Here is a 12,011-nt window from a genome sequence, read left to right on the forward strand (position 1 = left end):
GGATTCGATACGCGCGCCGCGGCGTTCAGCGATACCAGCGCGGCGTATAGATCCATTCGCGTGCGTTGCCGATCGAGAAGCGCCGCGTCGTCGACGAGCCGACGATCACCATCGTGCGCATGTCGACCTGCTCGCCGCGCAGCGCGCCGAGGGTCGTTGTCGAAAGCGTCGCGCCTGGCCGGCCGATGTCGCGGCCGAGCACGACCACCGTATCGGCCGCGCGATGCGCACGCACGATGTCGAGCGCACGGTCGAGCTGCCACGGCCGCGCGCGCGAAATCGGGTTGTAGAACGCCATCACGAGATCGGCTTGCGCCGCGTGTTGCAGGCGCGTCTCGATCACGTCCCACGGCTTCAGGTTGTCCGACAGCGAGATCGCGCAGAAATCGTGACCGAGCGGTGCGCCGGCCTGCGCGGCCGTGGCGAGCGACGCCGAGATGCCGGGCTCCACGCGCAGGTCGACCGCGGCCCATTGCGGGTCGCGCGCTTCGTCGAGCGCTTCGAGCACGGCCGCGGCCATCGCGAAGACGCCTGGGTCGCCCGACGATACGACCGCGACGCGCCGGCCCTCGGCCGCCAGTTCGAACGCATGGCGCGCGCGCTGCATTTCCTCGCGATTGTCGGTGCCGTGCACGCGCTGGTCCGCCCGAAACGGGCCGGCCATGTTCACGTAAGTCGTATAACCGAGGATGTCGGTCGCATCCGCGAGCGCCGCGCGCGCGGCCGGCGTGAGCCATGCGGCACCGCCCGGGCCGAGACCGAGCACCGTCAGGCGGCCGCGCGCGCGGCCGAGCGTGGCGGGGTCGACCGGCTGCGACGCGACCGCGCAAGCGAGACCGTTAGATTCTTCACGCAGCGTGTGGGTGACGCGCAATGCGCGGCCGAGCAGCGTGCTGGCGTCGGCAGGCGCGTCGGGATCGCCATCGACGAAACGCAGCGGCACGTCGAGCGTGCTCGCCGCTTCTTCCAATGCGGGTTCGCCGATCGCCGACGCCGGCGCGACGATGGCCGCGAGCGCCAGCCGTGCGAGGCCCTGTGCGTCGAGCATGGCTTCGATGCGCGTGGCAAGCGCTTCGCCTGCATGCACGGCATCCGCGGCAACACCGACCACCACGCTGCGCGGATGAATCACGAGCTCGTCGCGCGCGCCGCGCCACGCATCGGGCGTCACGCGAATCGCGTGCGCAGCCGCGGCATCACGGGGCAGCGCGACGTCGTCGAGCCACGGCGCCGCGCCGTCGACGCGCGTCGACGCGCCCGCGAGCAGGTCGGACACGAAGCGCTTGCCCTGCGCGAGATCGGCGAGCGCATAGCCTTCCGGCGGATTGAGCACGCACGCGCCGAAGCGCAGTTCGCCGCTCGTCGTGATCGCTGGCGCGACGCCGACGCATTCTGCGATTTCGCGCGCGATCACGTTGACGCCGGTCAGCCCGCCGAGCAGCGGCACGACGGCCGAGCCGTCCTCCGCGACCGCGAGCACCGGCGGCTCGACGCCCTTGTCGGCGAGCGCGGGCGCGAGGCAGCGGATCACGATGCCGGCCGCGCACAGCGCGACGATCGGCAGGCCGCGCGCATAGAGTTCGCGCAGGTGCGCGCCGAGTTCGTCGAACGGCACGTCGGCGTCGACGCGCGACGCGAGACCGTGCACACGGGCGCCCGGGTAACGCGCCTGGATGCGCCGCGCGGTATCGAGCGCGCCCGCGCCGAGGATCACGATCGCGGGCGGGGTCGTCATCCTTGCCATTTTTCCCCCGGCACGACGAGCAGCGAGAAATACGGCGACGCCATCGGATCGACCTCGTCGAGCGGCACGATGCGCTGGTTCGCCATCGTCGCGCGCTCGACGTACCGCGCGCGCTTCGCGAGCCCGAGTTCGTCGAGCACGCGCCGCACCTTGTCGAAATTGCGGCCGAGCTTCATCACGACGGCCGCGTCGGCCCGCGCGAGCCGCTCGCGCAGTTCATGCTCGGGCAGCACGCCCGACAGCACCGACAGGCTCTGGTTGCGATAGACGAGCGGCTGGCCGAGCACGGCCGTGCCGCCGAGCATCGCGCATACGCCCGGGATCACCTCGGTGTCGTAACGCGGCGCGAGGCGGTCGTGCAGGTACATGTACGAGCCGTAGAAGAACGGGTCGCCTTCGCAGATCACCGCGACGTCGCGGCCCGCATCGAGGTGCGCCGCGACGATCTCGGCCGCGGTGTCGTAGAAATCGGCGATCACCGTCTCGTAGCAGAGCGGCGGCGGCAGCGCCTCGGTCGTCACCGGGTAGACCAGCGGCAGTTGCGTCTGCCCGTCGAGCAGGTGCGCTTCGACGATGCCGTACGCGTTGCCTTTCTTGCCCTTCGCGACGAAATACGCGACCACCGGCGCCGCCTGCAGCACGCGTAGCGCCTTGATCGTCATCAGCTCGGGATCGCCGGGGCCGACGCCGACCCCGAACAGCCGTCCGCGCACGCTCGTCATTCGACCTCCGTTGCAAGCGCATTGACCGCGGCGGCGGCCATCGCGCTGCCGCCGCGCCGGCCGAGCAGCGCGACGTACGGCACGCCGCGGCTGTCGGCGTCGAGCATCGCCTTCGATTCGGCCGCGCCGATGAAGCCGACCGGGAAACCGAGGATCAGCGCGGGCCGCGGCGCGCCGGCGTCGATCATGTCGAGCAGGTGGAACAGCGCGGTCGGCGCATTGCCGATCACGACGACGCTGCCCGCGAGATGCGGGCGCCACAGTTCGAGCGCGGCGGCCGAACGCGTGTTGCCGAGGTCGCGCGCGAGATCGGGCACCTCCGGCTCGCCGAGCGTGCAGATCACGCGGTTGGCCGCCGGCAGCCGCGCGCGCGTGATGCCTTCGGCGACCATCCTCGCATCGCACAGGATCGGCGCGCCGGCCGCGAGCGCCGTGCGGCCGGCCGTGCCGGCGCCGGCCGAGAAGCGCAGGTCGTACACGACGTCGACCATCCCGCACGCGTGGATCACGCGCACCGCGAGTTTCTCGAGATCGGGCGGAACCTGCGACAGGTCGGCCTCGGCGCGGATCGTCGCGAACGACTGGCGGTAGATTTCCTGCCCGTCGCGAATGTAGTCAAGCATCGGTGGTGTCCTGGCTGTGCCGCGCGTCCATGAGTCGGACCGCGGCCTGGTCAATCGTCAGATGGCGCGCGAGCGGGGCGCCGAGGCCCGCGGCCGCGTCGCGCCGGTAAAGGTCGTAGTGCGCGGGCGCCACCGCGACGAGCGTATGCGCGGCGGGATGCGGCAGCGCGCAGTGGCGCTCGCAACCGGTCAGGTGCACGTCGAGCGGATGGCCGACGCGCGCGGCGAGCGCGAGCGCATCGTGTTTCGTATCGGCGCGCGCTTTCGCGCAGCCGGCGCTGCCGGTGCAGGCGACGAGTGTCGCGAGCGGGTCGGACGCCGCGCACACGAGGCCGAGCGACGCGAGTGCTGCGCGCATCGCCGCCGTGCGTTCGTTCGGCACGCCGTGCATGAACACGCCTTGCCACGGCGTCATCGACAGCGTGCCGTCGCCGTCGGCCTCGGCCAGCGCGGCAAGCCGCTCCAGTTGCGCCGCGTCGAGCCGCCCGAGCGCGAATTGCGCGCCGACGCTGCAGCGCGCCGCGTCGCGCGACGGAGCCGCGCTGAAACGCAACGCGGGAGCGGTACGCGTGCGCCGCCAGTCGGCAAGCGCCGGATCGGCCGCGAGCGGGAAGGGCAGGTAGTGCGCGGCGCGCGCGAGCAGCGTGCGTTCGTCGCACGTCGCCAGCAACGCGCGCATCCGCGTGACGTCGGCCGGCGCGAGATCGAGGAACGCGAGCAACAGCGCGCGCACCAGTGCGGCGCCCTGTTCCGGCGACACGTCGACCGCAGCGGGCCGGTCGCCGCACGCAACCGGCGGACAGCCGGCCAGCCCCGCCGCGAGACGTACCGCGCCGTCGGCGCGGCGCCATGCGGCCAGCCAGATGTCGTGCGGATGATCGAGCGCCACGACCGCTTCGCCGCCGTCGAGCTGGATCGAGAATTTCGGCGACAGTTCACCGCGGCGCGGCTCGCTCGCCAGCATGTCGAGCAGCGGCGCGGCGAGCGCGTGGCTATCGACGAGCGCGGCGGGGTCGTGCCCGGCAAGCGGGCTCAGCAGCACGTTGCGGACGTCGTCGCTTGTCGCGAGCGCGGCCGTATCGTCGGTGACGTTGCCGGCGCTTGTGCGCGGGCCGAGCCCCGCGTCGAGCAACGCGTGCGCGAGCGCATCGGCCGCGCCGTCGCGAATGCCGCGCAACTGCAGATTCGCGCGATTGGTCGCATCGATCGCGCCGGACCCGTACAGGCGCGCGGCGGCGGCGATCGCGCGTGCCTGATGTGCATCGAGCCGGCCGCCCGGCAGCTTGATCCGGCACAGCCCCCCGTCGGCGGCCGCGACCACGCGCACGAGCCCCGGGCAGGCCGACGGGCGTACGACGGGCGACGCAGGAATCGAAGCGGGGGCGGGATTCAACGGGATACCGGGACAGTGTGTGGCGCCGCGGCCAACGCATCGGTACACCCCGCCCGACGCCGACTGGCACGCACGCACTTTCTGGCCGGCAGGTCTCCTGGCTGACAGGTCGGCGCCGGCTCCCGGCCTTCCCGGTGAAACCAGTGGCATGAGGGGGAGCTCGGCTCGCTGTCTACAGTTGCGGGGGCAGCCACAGCGGCGCGCGGGGCGCCCTGTGTTCCCTCTTCGGCCCCGAAGGGCACCGGCGAACGAACGGCCGTAGGATACCCGATTTCGGCCGCGATTCGCGAGCGGTCGGCCGTTCGCGGCGGGTGAAACGGGCAACGGTCGGACAACGATCGGGCGCGGGCGGGCCGGCAGATGAAACGCCGGGTGGAACACGGTACCATGCCGTTTTTCGCAATGCGGACGGCTGCACCGGCGCTTTCACGGCCGCGCGGCGACACGATGGAATCGAACGATGGGGAAGGGTGCATGACGGCGTGGCTGACGGTAGTGGGCATCGGCGACGACGGTTACGCGGGGCTCGGACGCCACGCGCGGCGCGCGCTGCTCGATGCGACGCACGTGGTCGGCGCGACACGGCATCTCGACATGCTGCCCGCGCGGTTGCGGGCGACGCGCGAAGCATGGCCGTCGCCGTTCGACCTGTCGGGGCTGCTCGCCCGCCGCGGCGCGCCCGTGTGCGTGCTCGCGAGCGGCGACCCGATGCTGTTCGGCGTCGGCGCGACGCTCGCCCGCCAGCTTTCTCCCGACGAATGGCGCGTGCTGCCCGCGCCGTCGTCGCTGTCGCTCGCCGCGGCGCGTCTCGGCTGGGCGCTGCAGGACGTCGGCGCGGTCTCGCTCGTCGGGCGTCCGCTTGCGACGCTGGCCCGCCATCTGCTGCCGGGCCGGCGCCTGTTCGTGCTGAGCGCCGACGGCCGTACGCCGGCCGCCGTCGCGGCCGAACTCGCCGCGCGGGGCTTCGGGCCGACGCGCGTCAGCGTGTTCGAGCACCTCGGCGGCCCGCTCGAGCGACGGATCGATGGCCTCGCGCAAGACTGGCACGTCGACGAAACCGCCGCGCTCAACCTCGTCGCGCTCGATTGCCGGGCGGGCCCCGACGCGCCGCGCCGCGCGCTCACGCCCGGCCTGCCCGACGATGCGTACCGCCACGACGGCCAGCTCACCAAGCGCGACCTGCGTGCGATGACGCTCGGGCGTCTCGCGCCCGCGCCAGGCGAACTGCTGTGGGACGTCGGCGCCGGCAGCGGCTCGATCGGCATCGAATGGATGCGCGCGCATCCATCCTGTCAGGCCATCGCGATCGAAGCGCATGCGGAGCGGCAGCGCTTCATCGAACACAACCGCGATACGCTCGGCGTGCCGGGCCTGCAACTCGTCGCGGGCCGTGCGCCCGATGCGCTCGCGGGGCTCGCCGCGCCCGACGCGATCTTCATCGGCGGCGGCGCGACGGCGCCCGGCGTGCTCGACGCGTGCTGGGCTTCGCTGAAGCCCGGCGGCCGGCTGGTCGCGAACGCGGTCACGCTGCAGGGCGAGATGGCGCTCGCCGCGTGGCGCGACGCGCATGGCGGCACGCTCACGCGCATGTCGTTCGCGCATGCCGAACCGCTCGGCCGCTTCGACACGTGGCGGCAGCCGCTGCCGGTCACGCTGTACGACGTGCGCAAGCCCGACACGGCAGACGCGACCGACACGGCCGACTCGTCGAATTCGTCGAACGCAACGGACGCAACGGACGCGTGATGCGCGACGAAACCCCCGAACAACCCGCGCCGCTGCGCTTCGGCTACACGACAGGCAGCTGCGCGACCGCGACTTCGCTTGCGGCCGCGCGGCTGCTGCTCGCGGGTCAGGCGGACGACGCGGTCGAGATCGTGCTGCCGAAGGGGCAGCGCGTGATGATGCGGCTCGAGTTCTGCCGCGCGACGGCCGACGGCGCCGAAGCCGGCACGATCAAGGATGCCGGCGACGATCCGGACGTCACGCATGGCGCGCTGATCTTCGCACGCGTCGCGCTCGCGGCGGCGCCCGGCGTGCGCTTTCATGCCGGGCCGGGCGTCGGCACGGTCACGCGCGCGGGGCTGACGTTGCCGGTCGGCGAACCGGCGATCAATCCGGTGCCGCGCCAGATGATGACTACCCACCTCGAAGCGCTCGCCGCTGAACACGGCTACGCGGGCGGCTTCGACGTGACGATCGGCGTCGAAGGCGGCGAGGCGCTTGCGCTGAAGACGATGAACCCGCGCCTGGGCATCGTCGGCGGGCTGTCGATCCTCGGCACGACCGGCATCGTGCGGCCGTTCTCGTGTTCGGCCTATATCGCGTCGATTCATCAGGGCATCGACGTCGCACGGGCGAACGGCATCGCGCATATCGCCGCCTGCACGGGCAACGCCAGCGAGGACGCGATGCGCGCGCACTACCAGTTGCCCGACATGGCGCTGATCGAGATGGGCGATTTCGCGGGCGCGGTGCTCAAGCACCTGCGGCGCGCGCCGGTCGCGCGCCTGTCGATGTGCGGCGGCTTCGGCAAGTTGAGCAAGCTCGCGGCCGGCCATCTCGACCTGCACAGCCGCCATTCGAGCATCGACCTGCCGTTGCTCGCGCAATGGGCGGCCGAAGCCGGCGCGAACGAGGCGCTGCAGGCCGCGATGCGCGCGGCCAACACGAGCCAGGAAGCGTTGAAACTGGCGCAGGCCGACGGCGTGCCGCTCGGCGATCTCGTCTGCGCGCATGCGCTGCGGGTGGCACGCGACATCGTGCCGCCGTCGGTCGCGGTCGAGATGTTCGCGATCGACCGGCAGGGCCGCTTCGTCGGGGCGGCGCGATGAGCCCGCGCATCCTGCTGCTCGGCGGCACCGGCGATGCGCTGAAAATCGCGCGCGCGCTCGGCCCGCATCATGTCTATAGTCTCGCCGGTCTCGGCAAGACGCCCGACGACTTGCGCTGCGACGTGCGCGTCGGCGGTTTCGGCGGCGCAGCCGGGCTTACCGCGTATCTGCGCGACGCGGGTATCGGCCTCGTGATCGACGCAACCCATCCGTATGCCGCGCGAATCAGCGCGAACGCCGCGACGGCGACGCGCGACGCAGGCGTGCCGCTGTGGGCGCTGCGCCGCGCGCCGTGGACGCCTCAACCGGGCGACGACTGGCGCATGGTCGACGACTGGGCCGGTATCGAGGCCGCGCTCGCGCCGTTCAGGCGCCCGCTGTTCACGCTCGGCCGCGAACCGCTCGCGCATCTCGACGCGATTCCGCCGCACCAGTTCTGGCTCGTGCGCTGCCTCGATGCGCATCCCGGCAACGCCCGTGCGCAGGTCGTCGCCGCGCGCGGGCCGTTCACGCCCGACGGCGAGCGCGCGCTGTTCGCGCTGGCTGGCATCGACGTCGTAGTCAGCAAGAACAGCGGTGGCGCGGCAACCGAGGCCAAGCTCGATGTCGCGCGCGAACGCAGGCTGCCGGTCGTGATGCTGCGCCGGCCGCCGCTGCCCGATGCCGACCGCGCGTTCGACTCGGTCACGGCACTCATCGACGCACTCGATCCGGCCGCGCGCGCCTGACGCGACGCAGCGGCCACCCAACGAATTGACGGAGAAATTTCGATGACGGTGTATTTCATCGGCGCGGGCCCAGGCGACCCGGAGCTGATCACGGTGAAGGGCCAGCGCCTCGTGCGCACCTGCCCGGTGATCCTGTATGCGGGTTCGCTCGTGCCGGCCGCCGTGCTCGATGGTCATCGCGCGGAGCAGGTCGTCAACACGGCCGAACTCGACCTCGACGCGATCGTCGCGCTGCTCGCGGCCGCGCATGCGAAAGGGCAGGACGTCGCGCGCGTGCATTCGGGCGACCCGTCGCTGTATGGTGCGATCGGCGAGCAGATCCGTCGCCTGAAAGCGCTCGGGATTCCGTACGAAATCGTGCCGGGCGTGACGGCCACGGCCGCGTGCGCTGCGACGCTCGGCGTCGAGCTGACGCTGCCGGGCGTCGCGCAGACGGTGATCCTCACGCGTTTCGCGGGCAAGACGACGATGCCGGAAGGCGAAGCGCTCGGCGCACTCGCCGCGCATCGTGCGACGCTCGCGATCCATCTCGGCGTGCGCCATCTCGCGCGTATCGTCGACGAAGTGCTGCCGCATTACGGCGCCGATTGCCCGGTGGCGGTGATCTATCGCGCGAGCTGGCCCGACGAGGAGCGCGTGACGGGCACGCTGGCCGACATCGTCGGCAAGGTGCAGGGCACGCAGATCGAGCGCACCGCGCTGATCCTGATCGGGCGCGTGCTCGACGCCGAAGGGTTCGCGGATTCGACGCTGTACGCGAGCGCGGGCTGAACGCGCCAGCGCCGTGGAGCCGGGTATCTGGACGGGCCGCGAGGATATGGCTGGAGCGAGCCTGCCGGGGACGACACCGGGCATGCAGGCACCCGCGCCGCTGGCCCGCGGCGTCGCTCAGGCCCGTGCGACGTGCCGCGCCAGTTTTGGCGCAAACCCGGACGCGAGCACGAACAGCACGACACACAGGCACGCCATCGCGATCCATGCGGGCGTCAGGTCCGCGAGATGCTGGCGCACGATGCCGGCCGCGAACGGAAACAAGCCGGCGATCAAATAGCCGACACCCTGCACGAACCCCGTCAGCGACGCGGCATCAGCCGGCGTCGCCGCATGGTCGACCGTAACGATCAGCGACAGCGGAAACAGCGCGCCGATCCCCGAGCCGAGCAGCAGCGCGGCCGGCAACGCGAGCGCGTCGGGTGCGGCCAGCATCACCAGCAACCCGACGCATAGCGACGCGATCGCCGCATGCAGCGCGGGCCGGCGATCGGGCAGGCGGTCGATCGTCGCGGAAATCGTCAGCCCCGCGACGACTTCCGCGAGCGTCACGCCGCCGAGCAGGCTGCCGGCCGCGGTCGGCGACCAGCCGAGCCGCATGTAGTACGGCGGCAGCCACGCGAGCACGAGCGTGTAGGCGCCCGTCGCGATGCCGAAGAACAGCGCGAGTCGCCAGGCGCGCGGCGAACGCGACGGCCGCGCGCCCGATCCGGATACCGGCCCACCGGCCAGCGCGTCGCCGCTACGGCTCGCCAGCGGCCACGCCAATGCGGCGAGCGCCGCCGGCAGCGCCCAGCCGGCGAGCGCGGCGAGCCAGCCCCAGCGCGCCGCAGCGAATGGCGCGACGACGCTCGCGAGCACCGCGCCACCCATGATCGACGTCGAATAGACGCCCATCGCGCCGCCGACGCGCGTCGCAAAATGCGCCTTCACGAAGCCGGGCAACAGCGCCTGGACCATCGCGATCCCGACACCCGCGCAACACGCGCTCGCGAGCAGCACCCATGCGTGCTGCGCACCGACGCGCGATGCGCAGGCCAGCCCGATCAGCGCGACGCCGAGCCACACGCCGCCCGCGATCCCGGTGATGCGCTGCAGGCGCCGCGCGCTTAACGCGCCGAGCCCCATCAGCAGGATCGGGATCGTCGTCAGCAGGCTGGCGGTGCCGTCGCCGATCCCCGTCGCGCGCTGGATCATGTCGAGCAGCGGCCCGACCGCGGCGAGCGCCGGCCGCAGGTTCAGCCCGACGAGCACGATCGCGGCGAGCCGCCATCCGGGGGAAGTGAAGCGATTCATTGCATGGCCCTCGATATCGGTGCGCGGCTGCCAGCGAGGCGCCGCGCGTTTTTCAGGTAAAGTATCTCGACATCAAGATAAATGTTGATTTGTCTCGACGTCAAGATAACTGGTAGGCCGAGGAGGGTTAATGGATCGAGCCGAACATGCGCTCGCGCAATGGCGCGCCGAGCGTCCGGATCTCGACGCAACGTCGATGGTGGTGATGGGACGGTTGCAGGAAGCCGCGCTCGTGATCGCGCGCGACCGTCTCAATCCGCTGTTCGCGCGCTACGGCATGCAGCCGGGCGAATTCGACGTGCTCGCGACGCTGCGGCGCAGCGGTGCGCCATACGCGCTGACGCCGACCGCGCTGTACGACGCGCTGATGATGTCGTCGGGCGGGATGACCGCACGCATCGACCGGTTGCAGAAGGCGGGGTGGGTCGAGCGTCGGCCGAATCCGGCGGACGGGCGCGGCACGCTCGTGGCGCTGACCGACGCCGGGCGGGCGCTGATCGATGAGGCGGTTGTTGCGCATATCGACAATCAGCGTGCGGTGCTGGCTGCGTTGTCGGATGCGGAACAGGCGCAGTTGTCGGAACTGCTGGGGAAGTTGCTGGCGGGGCTGGAACGTGCGACGCCAGAAGGGGAGGCAGGGACGCCGCGTTGAAGAATGCGTGATGGAAACGTACGCGGCAGGCAAAAAAGTTCTTCGTGAATTTTTCGTGGACGTCGCTTGCCGACCCAGACCTGACCTTCGAGGTTACCTAAAGCGGTCACTCGTTCGGCGTCGCGCTGCAGAGGATACTCCGCGTTACTTCAGCCAAATCGAATAATCTAGCTTACCAAGAATTGCGGAAAGGTTTGCTATTGCGATAGCTTGTCCGACACTGGTGAGGTTAATAGTGAACAGATTTTCTTTTGTAAATTGATCCAACAACAAGAGATACGACGGTGCCAGTTTTGACAAGCCCTCTTTGAAAGAAGCTACGTTTTCATACCCAAAGTAGGCGTAAGTGTTGGCGCGCACGGCCTCATAAATGTCGCCACTGACCACCGCGTTTATTGAGCAGGCTCCAGCATATTGAATATGTTGCTTCTGCGATATCGAGAGGTCAAATCCTGTCTTTGTCGAATTGACTATAGGGCGCGCAAACGCCTCCAATCCGGCGGCCGATGGAAGGCCGTTGACAGTCACCGATGTGACGAAATGATAGAATGAAATTAGAGCAATTTGCGGAGCGGTTAGCTTTGGGACAACAGTCACTGCCTCAGACAGCACCGTGTCTTTATAGTCCGTTGATTGTGTAGAAACACGTTCAGCAATCAACGAGGACAAGACTTGCGGGTTCGCGGCGGTCCCTTTACGGGCGCTAGCTTGAACTGCGTCGTTGACTGCCGCCTGTACATCGGGCTCTCGAAACTTGTCGAGAACGATAGAAGCAGCTTCGTGAATGAGTTTCTGCTCAAGCGTGGACGCAAAATCACGAACGTGTTGTTCAGCTGTCCGCTTAGCCTCCTCACGAAGCTCGGGAAAGTTGCTCCGCAAGAACAGTGCGCACAACTCGCGAACTTCGGCGACAGAAAGACCGTGGTAGTTAACGTCTCGGCCAGCTTGGATCGCGACCGCCCCGGTCGCGGCGGTTTGGTCTTGTTTGTCCCCGATCATCGTGTTTCTCACCGATTGATTTTATTTACGTTCGCGTCCCGGCCAGCTTGAATTCCTATCGAGCCGCCCGAAACGTCTTGCGATTGCGGGCGCCGGCCAGCACGCATTTTTGTGACTAGAAATGCTGATATGAGGACTGCGAGCGCACCTAAAGCGGCGACGGCCGAGTCGAAGCCGGGTCGGAAAATTACCCAAATGACGGCAAGGATGAACGCAAAGGCCGAAGAGGCCCGAAAAGCTAAAAGCATA

11 protein-coding genes and 1 riboswitch are annotated in these 12,011 nt (G+C 69.8%); of the genes, 5 read left to right on the forward strand and 6 right to left on the reverse strand.

The window, feature by feature from the left end; genetic code table 11:
- Positions 1 to 25: 25 nt before the first annotated feature.
- From cobJ to cobG, 4 genes are read right to left on the reverse strand one after another with little or no spacing between them, the layout of a single operon-like run.
- Positions 26 to 1,735, reverse strand: a complete 1,710-nt coding sequence (gene cobJ, locus AP428_RS05940) for a precorrin-3B C(17)-methyltransferase (RefSeq protein WP_054927834.1) — start codon at positions 1,733 to 1,735, stop codon at positions 26 to 28.
- Positions 1,732 to 2,466, reverse strand: coding sequence for a precorrin-2 C(20)-methyltransferase (locus AP428_RS05945; protein ID WP_054927835.1), 735 nt, complete (start codon positions 2,464 to 2,466; stop codon positions 1,732 to 1,734). The genes cobJ and AP428_RS05945 overlap by 4 nt, the downstream gene beginning before the upstream one ends.
- Complete coding sequence (locus tag AP428_RS05950) at positions 2,463 to 3,089, reverse strand: precorrin-8X methylmutase (RefSeq protein WP_011545408.1); 627 nt, start codon at positions 3,087 to 3,089, stop codon at positions 2,463 to 2,465. The genes AP428_RS05945 and AP428_RS05950 overlap by 4 nt, the downstream gene beginning before the upstream one ends.
- A complete protein-coding gene (gene cobG / locus AP428_RS05955; protein WP_197285585.1) occupies positions 3,082 to 4,482 on the reverse strand; it encodes a precorrin-3B synthase in 1,401 nt (466 codons plus the stop codon). Before cobG ends, AP428_RS05950 begins: the two co-directional genes overlap by 8 nt.
- 69 nt (positions 4,483 to 4,551) lie before the next feature.
- Positions 4,552 to 4,743, reverse strand: a riboswitch (cobalamin riboswitch).
- Between the two features lie 213 nt (positions 4,744 to 4,956).
- Between cobG and AP428_RS05960 the strand changes: the two genes are divergently transcribed.
- From AP428_RS05960 to cobM, 4 genes are read left to right on the forward strand one after another with little or no spacing between them, the layout of a single operon-like run.
- Positions 4,957 to 6,228, forward strand: a complete 1,272-nt coding sequence (locus AP428_RS05960; RefSeq protein WP_054927836.1) for a bifunctional cobalt-precorrin-7 (C(5))-methyltransferase/cobalt-precorrin-6B (C(15))-methyltransferase — start codon at positions 4,957 to 4,959, stop codon at positions 6,226 to 6,228.
- A complete protein-coding gene (locus AP428_RS05965) occupies positions 6,228 to 7,316 on the forward strand; it encodes a cobalt-precorrin-5B (C(1))-methyltransferase (protein WP_011545411.1) in 1,089 nt (362 codons plus the stop codon). The genes AP428_RS05960 and AP428_RS05965 overlap by 1 nt, the downstream gene beginning before the upstream one ends.
- Entirely contained in the window at positions 7,313 to 8,044 is a 732-nt protein-coding gene (locus tag AP428_RS05970) for a cobalt-precorrin-6A reductase (protein ID WP_011545412.1), read from the forward strand. The genes AP428_RS05965 and AP428_RS05970 overlap by 4 nt, the downstream gene beginning before the upstream one ends.
- A gap of 42 nt (positions 8,045 to 8,086) precedes the next feature.
- A complete protein-coding gene (gene cobM / locus AP428_RS05975; protein WP_011545413.1) occupies positions 8,087 to 8,815 on the forward strand; it encodes a precorrin-4 C(11)-methyltransferase in 729 nt (242 codons plus the stop codon).
- A gap of 117 nt (positions 8,816 to 8,932) precedes the next feature.
- On the opposite strand, the gene AP428_RS05980 is transcribed toward cobM, so the two are convergent.
- The gene (locus AP428_RS05980; RefSeq protein WP_011545414.1) at positions 8,933 to 10,111 is read right to left on the reverse strand and encodes an MFS transporter; all 1,179 of its coding nucleotides are present in this window, start codon (positions 10,109 to 10,111) and stop codon (positions 8,933 to 8,935) included.
- 130 nt (positions 10,112 to 10,241) lie between these two features.
- On the opposite strand from AP428_RS05980, the gene AP428_RS05985 reads away from it, so the two are divergent.
- Positions 10,242 to 10,763, forward strand: coding sequence for a MarR family winged helix-turn-helix transcriptional regulator (locus AP428_RS05985; RefSeq protein WP_054927837.1), 522 nt, complete (start codon positions 10,242 to 10,244; stop codon positions 10,761 to 10,763).
- A 144-nt stretch (positions 10,764 to 10,907) separates the two neighbouring features.
- Here the strand turns inward: AP428_RS05985 and AP428_RS34745 are convergent, their stop codons facing one another.
- Positions 10,908 to 11,762: an LPO_1073/Vpar_1526 family protein gene (locus AP428_RS34745; protein WP_082409321.1), complete on the reverse strand. Its 855-nt coding sequence runs from the start codon at positions 11,760 to 11,762 to the stop codon at positions 10,908 to 10,910.
- Positions 11,763 to 12,011 lie beyond the last annotated feature (249 nt).

It is taken from the genome of Burkholderia sp. E168m22 (genome assembly GCF_001319805.1).
GTDB classification, from domain to species: Bacteria; Pseudomonadota; Gammaproteobacteria; order Burkholderiales; family Burkholderiaceae; genus Burkholderia; species Burkholderia orbicola.